Source organism: uncultured Cytophaga sp. (genome assembly GCF_937863595.1).
In the GTDB taxonomy this organism is placed as follows: domain Bacteria; phylum Bacteroidota; class Bacteroidia; order Cytophagales; family Cytophagaceae; genus Cytophaga.
The window spans coordinates 1-18,028 of the sequence record NZ_CALMGQ010000035.1 but is presented as its reverse complement, the minus strand read 5'-3'; the positions used below and the strand labels follow the sequence as shown (position 1 = coordinate 18,028).

General features: G+C 34.0%; 13 protein-coding genes and 1 pseudogene. 8 read left to right on the top strand and 6 right to left on the bottom strand.

Translation table 11 applies throughout. The features are described from left to right. Window positions 1-63: 63 nt before the first annotated feature. The 3 genes from rsmG to Q0543_RS02765 are packed head-to-tail and all read right to left on the bottom strand — an operon-like array spanning window position 64 to window position 2,480. Window positions 64-684, bottom strand: coding sequence for a 16S rRNA (guanine(527)-N(7))-methyltransferase RsmG (gene rsmG / locus Q0543_RS02775; RefSeq protein ID WP_299248795.1), 621 nt, complete (start codon window positions 682-684; stop codon window positions 64-66). Window positions 685-696: 12 nt separating this feature from the next. Continuing rightward, window positions 697-1,323 carry a sigma-70 family RNA polymerase sigma factor gene (locus tag Q0543_RS02770; protein WP_299248792.1) on the bottom strand — a complete coding sequence of 209 codons (627 nt, stop codon included), beginning with the start codon at window positions 1,321-1,323 and terminating at the stop codon, window positions 697-699. Then, window positions 1,314-2,480 (bottom strand): glycosyltransferase, encoded by a 1,167-nt coding sequence (locus tag Q0543_RS02765; RefSeq protein ID WP_299248789.1) that lies wholly within the window; start codon window positions 2,478-2,480, stop codon window positions 1,314-1,316. Before Q0543_RS02765 ends, Q0543_RS02770 begins: the two co-directional genes overlap by 10 nt. Before the next feature lie 172 nt (window positions 2,481-2,652). Here Q0543_RS02765 and tgt point away from each other — a divergent pair, with 172 nt between their 5' ends. From tgt to Q0543_RS02750, 3 genes are all read left to right on the top strand, one after another. Beyond that, a complete protein-coding gene (gene tgt / locus Q0543_RS02760; RefSeq protein WP_299248786.1) occupies window positions 2,653-3,783 on the top strand; it encodes a tRNA guanosine(34) transglycosylase Tgt in 1,131 nt (376 codons plus the stop codon). 13 nt (window positions 3,784-3,796) lie between these two features. Further along, complete coding sequence (locus Q0543_RS02755) at window positions 3,797-4,876, top strand: LptF/LptG family permease (protein ID WP_299248783.1); 1,080 nt, start codon at window positions 3,797-3,799, stop codon at window positions 4,874-4,876. 101 nt (window positions 4,877-4,977) lie between these two features. After that, the gene (locus tag Q0543_RS02750) at window positions 4,978-5,805 is read left to right on the top strand and encodes a mechanosensitive ion channel family protein (protein ID WP_299248780.1); all 828 of its coding nucleotides are present in this window, start codon (window positions 4,978-4,980) and stop codon (window positions 5,803-5,805) included. Between the two features lie 156 nt (window positions 5,806-5,961). Here the strand turns inward: Q0543_RS02750 and Q0543_RS02745 are convergent, their stop codons facing one another. From Q0543_RS02745 to ispE, 3 genes are read right to left on the bottom strand one after another with little or no spacing between them, the layout of a single operon-like run. Beyond that, window positions 5,962-9,063 (bottom strand): M4 family metallopeptidase, encoded by a 3,102-nt coding sequence (locus tag Q0543_RS02745; protein WP_299248777.1) that lies wholly within the window; start codon window positions 9,061-9,063, stop codon window positions 5,962-5,964. Then, entirely contained in the window at window positions 9,060-9,494 is a 435-nt protein-coding gene (locus Q0543_RS02740) for a hypothetical protein (RefSeq protein WP_299248774.1), read from the bottom strand. Before Q0543_RS02740 ends, Q0543_RS02745 begins: the two co-directional genes overlap by 4 nt. Window positions 9,495-9,524: 30 nt before the next feature. Further along, window positions 9,525-10,337 (bottom strand): 4-(cytidine 5'-diphospho)-2-C-methyl-D-erythritol kinase, encoded by an 813-nt coding sequence (ispE, locus tag Q0543_RS02735; RefSeq protein ID WP_299248771.1) that lies wholly within the window; start codon window positions 10,335-10,337, stop codon window positions 9,525-9,527. Window positions 10,338-10,404: 67 nt separating this feature from the next. Here ispE and Q0543_RS02730 point away from each other — a divergent pair, with 67 nt between their 5' ends. The 5 genes and pseudogenes from Q0543_RS02730 to Q0543_RS02710 all read left to right on the top strand — a co-directional run. Then, entirely contained in the window at window positions 10,405-10,995 is a 591-nt protein-coding gene (locus tag Q0543_RS02730; RefSeq protein WP_299248768.1) for a sugar transferase, read from the top strand. A gap of 4 nt (window positions 10,996-10,999) precedes the next feature. After that, complete coding sequence (locus Q0543_RS02725) at window positions 11,000-11,605, top strand: acetyltransferase (protein WP_299248765.1); 606 nt, start codon at window positions 11,000-11,002, stop codon at window positions 11,603-11,605. Window positions 11,606-11,608: 3 nt separating this feature from the next. Then, a complete protein-coding gene (locus Q0543_RS02720; RefSeq protein WP_299248762.1) occupies window positions 11,609-12,715 on the top strand; it encodes a DegT/DnrJ/EryC1/StrS family aminotransferase in 1,107 nt (368 codons plus the stop codon). A gap of 92 nt (window positions 12,716-12,807) precedes the next feature. Next, window positions 12,808-17,073 carry a CHAT domain-containing protein gene (locus tag Q0543_RS02715; RefSeq protein WP_299248759.1) on the top strand — a complete coding sequence of 1,422 codons (4,266 nt, stop codon included), beginning with the start codon at window positions 12,808-12,810 and terminating at the stop codon, window positions 17,071-17,073. Between the two features lie 99 nt (window positions 17,074-17,172). Next, a pseudogene (locus tag Q0543_RS02710) lies at window positions 17,173-18,028 on the top strand (hypothetical protein); the annotation flags it as partial.

The following is an 18,028-nucleotide window of genomic DNA, read 5'->3' as shown; positions in this document are numbered from 1 at the left end:
ATGTGATAGATTGATTGAAAAATAATACTCCAATCTACGAAAAAAATCACGAATTTTGAACGATTATGCGGGTACGTGGACTACTTTTTTTGTCTCGAAAAATTCTTCTTCAAAAAACATATTCAAATCATATTCATAAGCTGGACGATTCAACTCTTGGATTTCTTCTTCTAAGTCGCCACCTTTTAAATACAATATTCCGTTGGGTAAATCATTAATCTGTTTGCTCGCAAATTTTCTGCTAACCCAAGACCAAAATGGCTTAAAGCGTGTAACTGCACGACTTACTACAAAATGATAATTCCCGCTTACATCTTCTGCTCTGCCGTGGGTAGCAGTTACGTTTTTAATTCCTGCTGCTGCACAAACTTCTTGAACTACCTTGATTTTTTTACCAATGGAATCTACTAAATGGAATTCGCATTCTGGGAATAAAATAGCTAGTGGAACTCCTGGAAAACCACCACCTGTTCCAACATCTAATATACGCGTGCCCGGCTTAAATGACATAACTTTTGCTATGCCTAAGGAGTGCAAAACGTGACGTTCGTATAATTGTTCAATATCTTTTCTGGAAACGACATTAATTTTATCGTTCCATTCGGTATATAAGTCTTTTAAGGCAGTAAATTTTTCAATTTGATCTGCCGTTAAGTTCTTGAAGTATTTATGTATGATTTGCAAAGCGAAAAGCTATTATATAGAATCTTTGCGATTTTTAACTAAGTCAAATAGCAATTCTCTAGCACGGTGTAGTTGCGCTTTGACAGTACCAAGTGGAGCAGCAATTGCAGTTGCTATTTCTTCGTACGAATATTCTTCAAAATATCTCAAACGTACCAATGTTTGATATTTTGGAGGCAGCATGCTTACAATTGCTTGTATAATTTCTATTTTTTGAGATTTAATTGTCTCTTCAAATGGAGTCAAGTTATTGTCCTTGATTTCCATTTCGGTATGCTCCCCATTATCGTCTTTGTAAGAAGAAGAAATACTTGTTGTTACAAGTTTTTTACGGCGAATAAAGTCAATACAATTGTTTGTTGCAATCCGAAACAACCACGTACTAAACGTATAATCTGGATTGAATTTGTGTAAATTTTTGAAAGCTTTAGCAAATGCTTCAATAGTCAGATCTTCTGCATCATCCACATTTCGGATCATTTTCAAGATCATGTGGTAGACCGGCTTTTTATAGCGCGACATAAGCTCGGCATAGGCTTTTTCATCACCCGTAGCTTTAGCTCTTTCTACTAATAAAAAGTCTTTCTTTGCCTTTTCTGAAAATTCTCTTCCTTCGGGAAGGTTATTCGTTACTTCCATTTTTTAATAGGTACTGCTAGATTATATATTCCAGCAAATAATAGATACATCAAATAAACTATTTCAGCAATGGGTAAATAGAGGGTATGTATTGCGACATCCCATTTTCTCCTCATTCTTACAAAAATACTTATAAATATACAGGTTCTCAAAATATAAAAGAGCATAATCGCTTTTATATCATGCGTAAATAGACAATAAATGCATCCGAGGTAGTAGAGTAGACCGAATACAGGGTATATACTTAAGCATATTACTACTGTAATTGGATAACTTTTGCCTGCATGCAAGTGCCGGTGTTTTTGTCTCCACCAAGCCCTGAAACCTTCTGTGGGCTTGCTTCTTGTAATTGTTTGTGAATTAATTCCAACAGTTGAATTTCTACTTGTAGCTATTTGTTGAATCAATAAATCATCGTCTCCACCCAAATGTTGCGCACGATTTCCAAATCCGTGATTGTTGATAAATAATTGCTTTGAATACAGTAAATTTCTTCCTACTGCCATATACGGCTTACCTAAAATGGCCCACGATACATATTGGAGAGCTGTAATGACTGTTTCAAATTGAATGATTTGATTTAGAATAGTAGATTTTTGTTCGTACATGGAAACACCAATACAAATATCTTTTTGTTCTTTTGCCTCCATCATGGACAAAATCCATCCACTATTATCAACGAAACAATCCGCATCTGTTAATAATATCCAGGGTTTAGAAGCGCATGTAATGCCTTCAGTAACAGCTCTTTTTTTTGAATTGATATCTGGATACAATTCAGTTATTTCTTTAATTATAAGCTTTTTATTGTTGATACGTTGAAGATATTCAACGCTTCCGTCGGTGCATCGGTCACATACTACAATTACTTCAAAGTCAGGATAGGATTGGTTTAAAAATGATTCTAAGTGTACTTTTAAATTTTCGAGTTCATTATGTGCAGCGATCACAATGCTTACTCCTTCAGCGACTCCTTTGTGTATGATTGGCAGTCTTTTACTTTCTATGACAACTTTTAATACATATAGATAGGCTATTGATGCTATGCCTGCTATAATTGTAAGGGTTTGTATAAGAGAGATTGTATCCAATATTTTTTCTTCAATATTAGTAAAAAAAAGAGAAAGAGGGTAATGAGATTGGAAGAATGCATTCATATATTATTGGTTTTCTACTTGATTGCTTCGCTTCAAGCAAAGCAATCAATGGTATGAACAAGACTAACAATCTTCTCTTTTTACGAATATTAGGAATAAATTCAACAAACACCTTTACCAACTTAATAAATAGAACTAATTTAGTAGTCTTATATTAGATTTGAAGAATACCATGTTTTATAAAATTGAACATCAGGATGTTGGAACGAGTGCCCGAGCTGGTGTAATTACAACCGATCACGGAACGTTTGAAACACCTATTTTTATGCCTGTGGGTACAGCAGGTACGGTTAAGGCAATGCATCAACGCGAATTAGAAGAAGAAGCAAATGCGCCCATCATACTTGGTAATACCTATCATTTGTATTTAAGACCAGGTTTGAAAATTATTGAAAAAGCGGGAGGTTTACATAAATTTATTGGATGGAATCGCTCGATGCTTACCGATAGTGGCGGTTTTCAGGTGTATTCTTTATCAGGCATCCGTAAAATCAACGAAGAAGGCGTAAAGTTTAAATCACATATTGACGGTTCGGCACATTTCTTTACTCCAGAAGGCGTAATGGATATTCAGCGTACCATTGGAGCCGATATTGTAATGGCTTTTGATGAGTGTACTCCATATCCCTGCGAATACGAATACGCTCGTAAGTCTATGGAAATGACGCACCGTTGGCTGGGTAGATGTGTAAGTCGTATGGCTGAAACGGAACCCAAGTATGGTTACAAACAACATTTATTCCCCATCGTACAGGGGAGTGTATATAAAGACTTGCGTTTAAAGTCTGCAGAGGTGATTGCTGAGGCTGGTTGTGTAGGTAATGCAATTGGTGGATTATCGGTGGGTGAACCTGCAGAAGAAATGTATGCGATGTCTGAATTGGTGTGTTCTGTATTACCTAAAGAAAAGCCGCGCTATTTAATGGGAGTGGGTACGCCTGAAAACTTACTTGAGAATATTGCATTAGGTATTGATATGTTTGATTGTGTGATGCCAACTCGTAATGCGCGTAATGGTATGTTGTTTACTACACAAGGCATTATTAATATTCGTAATAAGAAATGGGAAGATGACTTCTCTGTTATTGACCCAGGTTTGGATACGTATTTAAATAAATATTATTCCAAAGCTTACTTGCGCCACTTAGTGCACAACAATGAAATGTTGGGCGCACAGATTGCTACGGTTCAAAATATCAGTTTTTATTTGTGGTTGATGCGCGAAGCGCGCAAGCAAATTATTGCGGGTACGTTCCGTGATTGGAAAAGTGTAATGATAAAACAATGTATGCAACGTTTATAAGATTTAAATTGAAGTGAAGAAATTAGATTTATATATACTTAAGAAATTTTTAGTTACGTACTTTTTTGTCGTACTCATGTTGATGCTTGTGATCACAGTTATTGATATAACTGAAAAGATGGAAGACTTCATGAAAAATGAATTAAGCGCAGGTTTTGTGTTGGTTGAATATTATTTTGCATTCATCCCATATATGGCTAATCTATTAAGTCCGATTACCATTTTTATTGCTACTATTTTTGTTACTGCTAATTTGGCTGCACGAACAGAAATTATTGCTATGTTGAGTAGCGGTATGAGTTTGATGCGAATCATGTATCCATTTTTAATCGGTTCAATAATTATAGGTTTGTTGGTTTTTTATATGGCTGGTTGGCTTATACCACAAGGAAATAAATCGCGTATTGAATTCGAGAAAAAGTATATTAAAAGCACGTATTATTTTAGTGGAAAAAATGTACATATTAAAACTTCACCAACAACGTATGTATATCTTGAAAGCTACAACAGTATGATGGATATTGGATATCAATTTACATTGGAAAAAGTAGTAGGCAATAAGCTAGTTAGTAAATTAAAAGCAGGTAGAATACATTGGATTGATTCCATTCAAAAATGGCATATGGATCAATATTTTATTCGTTCATTTGATAACAATGGTATGGAGTCCATTCAATATGGAAAAGAGAAAGATACTATTTTGACTATTACACCAAAAGATTTTGAAGATACCTATATGCTTTTTGAAACATTCAATATGCAAGAATTGGAACATCAAATTGACGAATTAAAAGCCAGAGGAGCGGAGAATATTGATACCTATATTGTAGAGAAATATCAACGTTATACCTATCCGTTTTCAGTGATTATTTTAACTTTAATTGGTGTGATTGCTGCCTCCCGTAAATCAAGAGAAGGTGCGGGCCTGCCTATTGCATTTGGGTTTCTATTAGCATTTGTTTACATAATCTTTATGATTACCAGTAGAAGTTTGGCAAATGTCGGTGGTATTGGCCCGTTGTTGGCATCGTGGATACCTAACTTGGTATTTATAGTTATTGGAACGGTTATGTATCGATATGTGCCTAAATAATTTTGACTAGAATAATTCTATTAGTTAAAATAAGTCTTATTTTCGTGCGTTTAATGGATCTTCTCCATTAAGTTTTAAACTATATACGAACATAATTTTATATGCCACAACTTTTAAATCCTGAATTCGCATCTGTCGATCATATTAAAAATATTACAGATAGCATAATTGGATATTTACCAACCTTAGTGTATAGTCTTGCCATTTTATTTTTCGGATTCTGGTTTGTCAAACGATTCGATCAGTGGTTAGCTAAATATTTTTCTAAAAGAAACTACGATGTTTCTTTGGAAGGTTTTATTCGAAGCTTGGTAAGTGTAGGTTTGAAAGTTGTTATTGTATTAACCTTTGCAGGAATGGTTGGATTGCCAACGACTTCTTTGTTGGCAGTATTTGGTGCAGCAGGTTTGGCCGTAGGTTTAGCATTGCAAGGCTCCCTAGCAAATTTTGCAGGTGGTGTACTTATATTGATATTCAAACCTTTTAAAGTGGGTGATGTTATAAGTACACAAGGAGAAACAGGTGAGGTGCAAGAAATTCAAATTTTCAATACTATTTTATTAACGCCAGAAAACAAAACGGTTATTCTTGCAAATGGCTCGGTATCTAACGGTACAATAATCAATGTAAGTAGGCATGGTAATTTAAGAGCAAGCTTGCGTATAGCGATAGATTTTTCTGAAGATGTGGATCGCGTGCGGAATATTATTTTAACGGTGTTATTGCATGAACCTTTGGTTTTGAATATTCCTGCGCCATCCGTAATGGTTGTAGAGTATGCAGAAAGCGCCGTTATTCTTTCTGTAAGACCTTATGGGAATGTTTCTGATTTCGGATTAATGCAAACAGTTGTTTATGAGAAAATTCGTAAAGCAATGATTGAAAACGATATTAAGAGTCCTGAGATTAAACGAACCTTGGTTAATTAGTTTAGATCCAAAATCTGATTTAGTGACAGCTTCTAAGAATCAATAACTATACATTATACTGTCATGCACCTATTCAATGCAAATATGGAACAGTGAATTTTTAAAAAATATTTTATTCATGCGCTGATTTATAAAATAACAGCGCATGAATAAAAATTAAATTTTCAGGAATTTTTTAACCCAATTTTTGCTATCGGTTTTTATTCGTACTATATAATAACCTGGAGCAATGTCTGAAGGAGTTGTTATGTCAATATCATTATTTCCTGTTGTTATGCTTATAGGCACAGTCATTATTGATTGGCCAACAGTATTTAAAATAGTGATTAGCCCCTTTGATGATTGGGTTGAGCTAAATTGAATGTGAAGTTCGTTACCACTTGTTGGGTTGGGATACAACACAAGAGATGGGTCATTTTTTTTCGATGTAGTTGTTGATGTTGGTAGGTATCTATATCCTGATGCATAAAATAACGGCCATTTTGATTTTTGAACAAATAACACATCGTTCCCATTTGCTGCCGGAGATATTTTGTCTACGTCTAAGTCAATGAGCCAAATAGATGAAGTGCTTTCAGTGAAACCTGTATTGTATACATATGCTATTTTTGAGTCGAAGGTGTTAAAGCTCGGAAAGCCTAGTTCATTACTTTGCACAATTGGCATTATTTCATTCATTTCAGTATTGCAACCGACAACATAAATTACCGATTCGATTTCGTCTATGTAATCAAAAGCAATAACTGCAGATGAATTTTTAGAAAATGTAGGATTTCCAACACTGATTCCATTTTCTAATGATGGAAACAATTTTGTAATTGTACCATCTGCAAAATCATTTTTATTTCCATTCCAAACATCAATAAAATTAATATCCCAAAAACTAATATTGTCGCCACTGTTATTTTCGAATTCATTATAACAATCATATATCAAGTATTGGCCTGTATGGTCCCATTCTAAGGCGTCTGCATAATTTGGCCCACCTGATTTTATACCTTCTGTAAAGGTTGGGCTGTATAAAATAAATGCAGCCCATTGTTCTGCGTTGAAGTCATATACGTAAATAGCAGTATCGTTATTTATAGTAGTTGCAGCCAAACGATTTCCATCTTTACTAATTGCCAGGCTATTCCAAACTTGTTCATCACTTATAATCTCTTCTTGAGTATTTCCTGGGTTTAAAAATAGTTGTACAATTTGATTACTGGTATTTATATAATACGCTGTACTTCCATCATCCGTAATACTTGGCTTCGAAAAAGATTTTGTAGTATTGATTGTTGATTGACTCTTATTAGTTCCTGTTATTTTATATAATTTTTTACTTAAAGAAGGATTGGTATTGTAGGCTAATAATGATTCTTTTCCTGGATTAATTGGATATTCATTATTGGTAATGATTACGGGATTGTCACTATCTTCAACTATTCCTACTGCATCAAAAGCCAATCCTATTTGCATCACTTCATTTGAAGAAGCGGTATATAAATCTGTAGCAGCAGCAATACATGCAATACGTAGATCAATAAACTGAGAGGAACGTGTTAAATACATCGTTAACGCTCTATAGAATATTTTTTCAGCTGTGCTGCGTTGTGTTGCTGTGGCAAATAAATAAAAAGCATAATTTGTGATACCGCTATTTATATGCACACCTCCGTTATCAGAAAACCCTTTATACATTTCAGAAACATTATTAGGCTGCCATGATGGAGAATTAATGTTTGTGCCACCATTGTGCGGATTTGATAAATCCCTTAATGCACCAGATGGAAATTCACTTAACAATACGATATCTTCACCAATTTTCCAATCCTCTGGATCTATTGAACATCCAAATATATCTGCAAATGATTCGTTCATTGCTCCGGATTCACCTTGATAATTTAAGTTTGCGGAATTTTGAATGACACCATGTGTTAATTCATGTCCTCCAACATCTAGGCCACCTGCAAGGGGTTTAAACAGCGTGTTGCCATTGCCATAATACATTGCTTTTCCATTCCAATAGGCATTGTCAAAAGCCGTTCCGTTATCAGGATCTGCTACATTAATGAATGAAATGATTGTTCCTCCTTTTCCATCAATAGAATTTCTATTGTGTACTTGTAAATAATATTCATAAGACTTAGAAGCAACGGTATGGGCGGAAATGGCTTTTGAATCAAATATATTGTTAGAAGAAGAAATAGAAGTGAATTTTGTTTTTTTGCCCCATGTATTATTTAAGTTCAATGTTTGTATTGCCCCTACAGGATTATCTGGCATTTTAGATTGTGTAGCATTAAACATAGATCTGCTAGCATCGATGGTGTAATATAGTGACCCTTTTTGATAGGTATTAATTGTTTGACTTTTTCCGTTCAAATCGTTGCCAGTACTTGTTCTGGATCCATCAATATGACACGTTTTAGAATGTTGGGAAATAATATTGCCTGTATTTGCATCTATTACATATTCCCACCAATCAATAAAGTTGGGTCTGATTTCAATTATATAAGCTGGTACACACGTTTTTGTAATCTTTTCGTCAATATAAAAAACGGATTTTATTTGTGGCATTGAGTAGTCTAAAAATATTTTTTCTTCATCTGACATTTCAACTACAGTATGTTCTTTTTGTAAGGCTGTTAATACTGTTTGTAACGCAATCGTTTTTTGTATTGGAAACGTAGATTTACCAATGAGCTCAGGTTTAATATAGGAACCGTTCCACGAAATTATTTCTCCATTCGTATTGAAATGAAGAATGCTTTCACATCCATCTATTTCAGTCCCTTGGTACATTTGTTTTAACCGAATAATTTGTCCGCCTAATGGATCTTGTTCAATTTTAGATATTGTGAATTGTTCAGAAGCATTTGTAAGGTCTAATATTGAACTTATTTCATTTAGGTAATTCCCAACCAGACTTTGCATGAAATTCGCCGTGCTGCTACGTAACTGTAAAGTACTCGTAGATTTTTTTTGAATAAAAATGGGAAGTTTCGTTTTTGAGGAACGAATAACGCGTATATCGCTTTTTGCTCCAATTACTTTAGGTGTAAAGAGATTTTTATTTAATTCTTGCATGATACTTGTTTGGCCATTAAAACGACTAGAAGTGTTTTGTACCTGTCCTCGTATTACTCTGCTTTTAAGTTGAGCCTTGTTCGTAGTGGTTGTAAGATGTTTTTTAGTATCAAAATTTGATTGAGAATATGTTGGACAATATGCAATCAAATTTGTAATAAAAAACAAAAAGAAATATTTCATATTTTCAATATTTTAAGAAGCTTATTATATAGTTTTATTACGTCTGGGTGAACCATGTTAGAATTTGGATCCCAACTAATTTTGTTTGAATTGTTTTTGAAATTGAATTGAATGTAGTGATACATATTGCCAGGCTGATCATACGAATACTCCTGAATGTTTTTTTTTAATGCTAATGTGTATATTTTATTTACCTGTTTTTTGCAAATTTGTTTTTGAAAAGTAATTGAATCTGAAATTAAACGTGTCGTTTGAAAAGCATATAAAATACCTGACTTTGTTACTATGTATTTTTTAGATAAAGGAGCAAAGCCCCCACCTGAACCAAATTCAATATACTCTTCAGCTATTTTTGAAACAGTTGTAGTTTGTCCAAAACTAAGTATAGAAATGTTTAGTAAAAAAAGAGCTATGAGTGTTTTGATAATCATTTTTTTTAATTTGCTGTTGAAAGTAATTGATTACAATTTAGCTATAAAGTGAGAAGCGTTTTCAAAGAGGTTATTTATTCGTTGAGGGTTATTTTTAAAAACTCCAAATAATGTAGAACCTGAACCACTCATTGCAGCATAAGTTGCACCATGGATATATAAAGCATTTTTAATAGCCATTAATTGTGGATATGCTTTAAAAACAGATAATTCAAAATCGTTCATTAATTCATTTTTCCACGTATAAATGTCTTGTTTTAATATGGTAGATATAGGTTTTCTATTTGGTTGTGAAATGACACCAGCATACGCTTCTTTTGTAGATACATGAATAGCAGGGTTGATTAGATAAATCCAATACTCAGACATATCTACACAATTCTTTTCTGTGAAAATATCTCCTTTTTCAAGTGCAATGGTAGCTGTGTTTTGTATAAAGAATGCACAATCACTACCTAAAGGTCGTATGATGTTTTCTAGCTCTTCAGTTTTTAGATTTAAATCAAATAATGAATTTAGACTTTTAGCAGTAAATGCAGCATCAGATGAGCCTCCGCCTAAGCCTGCGCCAATTGGGATTGTTTTATGTAAATGAATATGAACGGGTGGTATCGAATATCTTTTTTGGAATAACTCTACCGTTTTGAGACATAAATTACTTGCACTGTTACCTGGGATTTCAATTCCAGAATGTGTGAATGATGTTTCACTAGCAGGGATAATTTCAAGAATGTCTTTCCAAGGAATTGGATAAAAATACGTTTCGATGTTGTGGAAACCATCAGAACGTTTGTTTGTTACATATAAACCAAGATTTATTTTGGCATTTGGAAATGAAATCATTCTAATCTCTTATAAATATCATCAAAATTACCATTAAAGTATTTATATTGTAGCATATTTTAAATGAATGTTTTACACGAATTTTACTAAGCTATTTTTGGACCGTTTTGTAGCCGCAGGAGGGATAATCTTTTTATCTCCAATTTTGCTACTGATTTCAATCATAAATTTCGCTTACTACGGCAATGTATTCTTTATTCAAGAACGGAGTGGAAAAGGCCTTCAGTCCTTTAAACTTTTAAAGTTCCAAACCATGAAAGAGGATTCTTCAGCATTCATTTCAGATATTGAGAGAACAACTTCCTATGGAAAATTGTTGAGAATTACATCTTTGGACGAACTTCCTCAGTTATTTCTCGTTCTAATAGGTAGGATGAGCTTAATTGGTCCAAGACCCTTATTGGTTGAATATAACCAATATTATTCGGAACCACAGCTTAAACGGTTCACAGTTAAGCCAGGCATTACGGGTTGGGCACAAGTGAATGGAAGGAATAAAATAACTTGGGAACGAAGGTTCGAATTGGATATATATTATGTGGAGAATGTTTCAATTAGATTGGATATGCGTATTTTAGTCAAAACGTTTTTTCAACTTTTAAAATATTCGGAAATAAACGAATCAGAAAATCAAACAATGAAACCTTTTAAAAAATAATCGTATGTTATTATATGGAGCCAGTGGTCATGCTAGAGTAGTGAAAGATTGTGTAAGTACTTCTGGTGGGGTAGTAACAGATATTTTTGACGATAATCCTGATTTGATAAAATTAGATCAAATTCCTGTAGTTGGTTATTACAAGCCTGAACACAAACCTAGCGAACTGCTCATTATAAGTATTGGGGATAATTTGATTCGTAAAAAAATTGTATCTAAAGTAAAGCATTCGTTTGGGAAGGCAATACATAGCGCATCTGTTGTATCACCGTCATCAACCATTGGCGAAGGTACTGTTGTTATGCCAGGTGCTATAGTTAATGCTGGATCTTCTGTTGGCAATCACTGCATTTTAAACTCCAACTCAATTGTTGAACATGACTGTACATTAGGTGATTTTATACATTTGTCATCTAATGTTACCTTGTGTGCAGAAGTTCGTATTGATGAAGGTACACATATTGGTGCAGGTTCAACTGTTATACCAGGTAAGCATATTGGCAAATGGTGCGTAATTGGTGCTGGGGCAGTAATTATTCAAGATATTCCAGATTATTCAATGGTTGTAGGTGTTCCAGGTAAAATTATCCGCACACTAGTTCGTAAATAGCATATGAATAAACGTATATATTTATCTCCACCCGATTTAACAGGGAATGAGTTGAAATATGTACAAGATGCTCTTGTTACTAATTGGGTATCTTCTGTTGGTACGCATTTAGAGGCCTTGAAAGTGGACTTGAAAAAGATAAGTAGCTCAACATATATACTGCCGGTTAATTCAGGTACTTCGGCCATACATTTGGCACTACTTGCATTAGATATTTCTGAAGGGGATATTGTTTTTTGCCCCACGTTTACCTTTGCAGCAACTGTATTTCCTATGTGTTATCAAAAAGCAATTCCTGTATTTATTGATTGTGAATTGCTCACATGGAATATAGATCCGGAATTACTAGAACAAGCTATTATTGATTCGCTTCGACAAAATCAAAAACCAAAAGCTATTATACTTGCCCATATCTATGGCTATCCCGCGCAACTTGATAAAATTATTCTGCTTGCTCAAAAGTATAATTTAGCAATTATAGAAGACGCTGCAGAATCTTTAGGTTCTACGTATAAAGATAAAGCCTTAGGCACTTTTTCGGCAATAGGTATTACGTCTTTTAATGGAAATAAAATTACAACAGGCGGAAATGGTGGTGCCATTTTTACAGAAGATGTGCGTCTATATAATCGCATGGATCTGTTGTCAAATCAAGCTAAAGAAGATAATACATTTTACGAACATGTGCATGTAGGATATAATTATCGCATGTGTAATGTGAATGCAGCTATTGTGCGCGGACAACTTGAACAATTAGAAGTAAAGGTTGCAAAGAAAAGACTCATTCGTGATTGGTACGCAAAATATCTTCCAAGTATCATAACAGTTAAATATTCAAGTATAGGGTTTGATAATGCTTGGCTTACATGTATTCTGTTGCCTTATAATTATTCCCCAGAAAAGATTCAGCAAGTATTAGCTGAAAATAATATTGAGAGTAGGCGTTTGTGGAATCCCATGCATCAGCAACCTGTTTTTAAAAAGTCCGTTTTTTATTCAAATGGAAATGCGGATCAGATTTTCGATAGAGGACTTTCTTTGCCATCGGGTACGCAACTTACTGAATCAGATGTTATTCACATTGTTGATATAATTAAGGATTGTCTTTGAAATATACAACTATTGGAATTTTATTCGTTCTCAATACTTGTCAGTTGATTCCTTTTTTAAGAACTTGTAGGGTGTAATTAACCCTTTCAAAAATGAACTCTTTTTTAAAAATTACTTTATCTGCGTTTTGCATTCTACTGTTTTTTTATTCGAATGCTGCAGGTGATACATACGAATCTTCCTTTGAAAAAATTGAACTGTATTATGAAAAAGGAGACTATAAATTAGGGCTTCGTTCAAATGATATTTTAATTAATTCAATTTCAAACGATAAAAAGTCTAATTCATTAGTATTGTCTCGCGCTTATTTTTTGAAAGCCAAGGGTGCAGAACTTGATGGAAACTTCACCATGTACGAAGAATTCATGTTTAAAGGTGATCGTGAACTTCAAAAGGCAGAGAAAGACGATCTCTTACAATATACAAAAGCTATTAATTGTGCGATTGAAACTTATATCTCCTATGGTGATTATGTGAAAGCATCTAATTATTTAAACGATGCCTATGCAATAATTCAAAAAGGAAGTTTAAAAGATTCTAGTTTGTATTACGGATTAAAGAAAAGTTCGGTAATTACTTTTTATCGACAAGGCTTTTACATCAAAGCCCAAAAAAACTTAAATGAAATTTTATCATTTAGTAAAAGAAGTCTCGTTAAAAGTGAAATGGGTGTCGATCCTAAAACAGGGAAACCTAAAGTTGTAAAAGTATCTAGCAAAGAGTTGTTTTTACGCAAGCGGAATTATGCGCGCATGTTGAACATGCAGGCAGAAATGTATTTAGATAATGGTCGATATGCTTCCACCGATTCAATATTAACTATTGCTCAACAATGGATAAAAAATAATATAGGAGATAAAGATGTGTCCTACGTAGAAACGTTGTTGTATAAAGGGCGATTGGCTGAAACGTTAGGTGATATTAAAACTGCTAATAAATTATTTGATAATGCATATGAAACCTTATTAACAACGAAAGGTGGTCGTTATCAAAATTACAGTAGAGAGGCTATTCGTATTTTTGAATATTTAATTCCAACCTACAAACTTGTTGGGAACGGAAGCGATTACAGAACGAAGTCTGAAATGTTTGAAGTTCGTGTAAATCGATATTACGGGAAAGATAATTATTATTATAGTAAAGTGTTATTTGTAGAAATTCAACAAAATGTGATTAATCAAAATTGGACTAGTGTTGCGAAAAATATTAATGTAATACTTGAAAAGCCCAATATGATACCATTAATACATTTAGACAGAGCTAATTTTTTGGATTTATTGGCAGATGCCTATATTGAAATGGATCAATACGATGAAGCAGAGGCTGCCTTAGATGAAGCTACAAAAATTAAAGCAACATTATTGGGAGAGGACGCTCCAAATTATCACATGCAGCTATTGGATAGAGCTACGTATTATGTAAACTATACAGATAAATTTAAAGAAGCAGAAACTACTTATAAATATAGTTTAAATGAAATTGTAAGTAAAGCGATCGATCATCAACATGTTAAATTCATTACCTATTTGTATCAAGAAATAAATCTTTTTGAATTGACAGACAGATTTGATGATGCTCAAAAAGTTTCTTTAGAGGCTACAGCAATTGTTGAAAAGAGATTTGGTAAGATGAGTGTACAATATGGTACTGCATTGCAAAAGCAAGCAAATATAGATATCTACAAAGGTAATTATGGAGTTGCAGATACAAAGTTGGGTGAAGCATTAGCATTGTATGTAGCTAAAGCAACATCTAAAGATAATTTAGAATACGCTTCAGTATTGGAAACGCAAGCAAGATTGTATATAATTGAAGGCTTGTATGACGATGCTGAAAAGAATTTAAAAATGGCATTTAAATTATCGAAGCGTACCTTGAAATCGTCTAAGCTTTCTTCATCTATTGAAGAACTTGCAATTTTGTATATACATATTGGTAAATATCAAGAAACGGAAGAAACTTTATTGAAATCTATTTCATTAAGAGAAAAACGATTCGGAGTAGATAATAGAAGTTTAATAAATCCATTTAACCAAATTGGTTATTTATATTTTATAAAAGGAGATTATGCTCGAGCAGAAAAATATGCCAACAGAGCAATGGATATTTGTAAAAAAACATTTGGTGTCAATTCCATCCGTTATGCAGAATCCTTGAAATTATATGCAGATATACATGCTGCAATTGGAGATTATAATAATGCACAAGTTACAGTTATAACTGTGATGAATATCTATAGGAAAATTTATGGAGATAATCACATTCAAGTAGCGCTTGTAAAAAATGACTTAGCGTTGATCAAATATTATAACAAAGGTTCCAATACTGAAATTGAACAGTTATTTTTATCTGCTCTTACTACAATTAGAACTGAATTGAATGAGAATACGCCTATTTACGCGGAAGTATTAAAAAATATTTCCCTCTTTTATTTAGAAACTGGCAAAATTGATTTGGCCGATAAAAACCTAGAAGCTGCAAATAAAATATGGTTAGCTAAGTTTGGTGCTACAGATAGACATGCCGCAGATTATTTTTATTTAAAGGGATTGGTTTTTTATAAAAAACAAAAATATACGGATGCAAATACATCTTTTTTGAAATCAAAAGAAATTTATGCGTCTTCGTTTAGCACTACGCACCCAGATTATACAAAAGCACTTTCTAAAAGTGGACAAATGTATTTTATTTTAAAAGATTATCCGAATGCAATAAGAGCGTATGATGAAGCAATAAAATCGTATTTAACTTTTATTCAAGTGCAGTTTCCTGCATTGAGTGAACGAGAAAAAATGAAATCGTGGAACAATATTAAAGCCGATTTTGAATTTTATTGTTCAATGGCATATCAACTTAAAGATGCGAATCCAGAGTTGATAGGTAATGTGTACGACATGACCATTGCAACAAAAGCATTGATGTTAAATGCTTCTATAAAGGTACGACAACGTATTTTAAATAGCGGTAATCAACCCTTAATTGACGCGTATCAATCATGGCTTGGTAAAAAGGAGTTTTATTCTACGATTTTATCTATGAGTAATACTCAAATTCAAGAAAATGGAATTGATAAAACTGCATTGCAAAAAGACATTGAAAATTTAGAGAAATATCTGTCTGAATCTTCGGGATTATTTGCAAAAAGTTATGAAACAAAGCTGGTGTTTGATTGGAAGCAATTGAAATCTACACTTAATAATGAGGAAGCTGCAATTGAAATTATTCGCTTCAGAAATTTTACAACTAGTTTTACAGATTCTGTAATATATGCAGCCTTAATTGTGCATAAGGAAATTAAGTCCTATCCAGAGATGGTGGTGATGTTAGATGGGAATGCAATGGAACATAAATATATTAAGTACTATCGCAATTCGATGAAGTTTAATATTGATGATAAGATATCATATGGTGTGTATTGGCAACGTATTCAAGATGCATTGCCAATAACTAAAACGCGTTTATTTATCTCACCAGAAGGTGTTTATAATCAATTAAATTTAGAAACACTTAAAAGTTCAGATGGGAAATATCAATTGCAGAAAAGTCAGTTTGTGCAAGTTGCAAACACAAAAGATGTTTTGGTGCAATATTATGAAAAACAACAAAAAGTAAAAGATTCTGATAAGAATAACACTTCTAAGTTTTCTAACATTGTCATAGTGGGTAATCCAACATATTATCCCGTTTCCTTACCTGAAGATTACGATAAAACAATACCACAGTTACCCGGTTCTGAAAGAGAAGCAAAGGGGATAAATGCATTGTTGAAATCAAAGGGTATCCCTTCGGATTTATATGTTGAAGGTGCAGCAACAGAAGAAAAAATTAAATCTCTTAAGAGTCCGCGATTTTTCCATATTGCCACACATGGTTATTTCTTGCCAGATATGAAACAATCAGGCTTCGACTCTGAATTGGAAAATGAAGCTTCTCAAAATCCCTTGTATAGATCTGGTTTGTTAATGGTAAACGGAGGTGAATTAATTAACGACCCTAGTAATGTAGATTTCAATAGCCAAGATGGATTATTAACGGCCTACGAAGCAATGAATTTAGATTTTGATAATACAGAGTTGGTATTGCTGAGTGCCTGCGAAACAGGCTTAGGTGATGTACAATTAGGAGAAGGTGTATTTGGATTGCAACGCGCCTTTATTGTAGCAGGTTCTAAAAATGTTATCATGAGTTTATTTAAAGTGTCCGATGAGGTTACAGCAGATTTGTTAAATCAATTTTATACGAATTGGTTGAATACAGGGAATAAGCGCCAAGCATTATACGATGCTAAAATTTATATTCTCAATAAATATAAAGAACCTATTTATTGGGGTGCATTTGTATTGGTAGGGTTGGATTAGTGGAGTCCTGCTGCAGATGGCAGAAGGAATGGATAGAGATATGGGTTTAATGGACAGGAGCATGAAGATGGTCTTGCAACTGGCGGCTATGATTTTGGAGCACGTATCTATGACGCTCGATTAGGCAGATGGCTAGCGGTGGATCCAAAGTATAATTGGTATCCTGCATATTCACCATATTCATTTGCAGCTAACAGTCCGTTAACAATTATTGATAAAGATGGAGAATTTTTAGGGACAATCATTGGCGCTGCAGTTGGAGGAATAATAGGTGGAACAATTGCAGCAGTTAAGGGAGATAATATTTGGGCAGGGGTTGGTAAAGGAGTAGTTTCTGGAGCAGTCGCAGGAGCAATATTTGATATAACAGTAGCAACTGCAGGTACAGGAACTGTCGCGATAATAGCAGCTGGAGCATTGTCAGGAGCAGCTGGAAATGCTGCTCATCAAGGTTTAGATATAGCCACAGGGGATCAGGATAAATTTAGCTATGGGCAATTAGGGATTTCAGCTGGTTTGGGAGCTGGTTTAGGTTATGCAGGTGCCAAATTAAGCGGTCCTATTCAAAGAGGTTTGAGTCGCTTATTTGGGAAAGGCAAGTTTACAATAGAAGTTGGGCCAACTAGAGTTGTAAATTCTACTCAAACTGCTGAACAGGCAAACGCAGCAGCAGCAGCAAGTGGTGCAAAGCCTCCTTATGCACCTGGAACGGAAGTATATAATGAAACATTGACATCTACTGAACAATTTGTTAGAGTATATACAGAAGGCGTTACTAATATGGAAGGTAGATGGGTTATGGCTGCATCAGAAATTGAGGGGCTGACTCCTGTTCAAATACAGAATAAATTTGCATTGCCAAATCTCCCCAATAGGGTAGCAGATGCAACTGTTGAAGCAGGGACAGCTGTTGAAACAAGTACAGCTGGCGCTATAGAAGGATGGGGACAAGGAG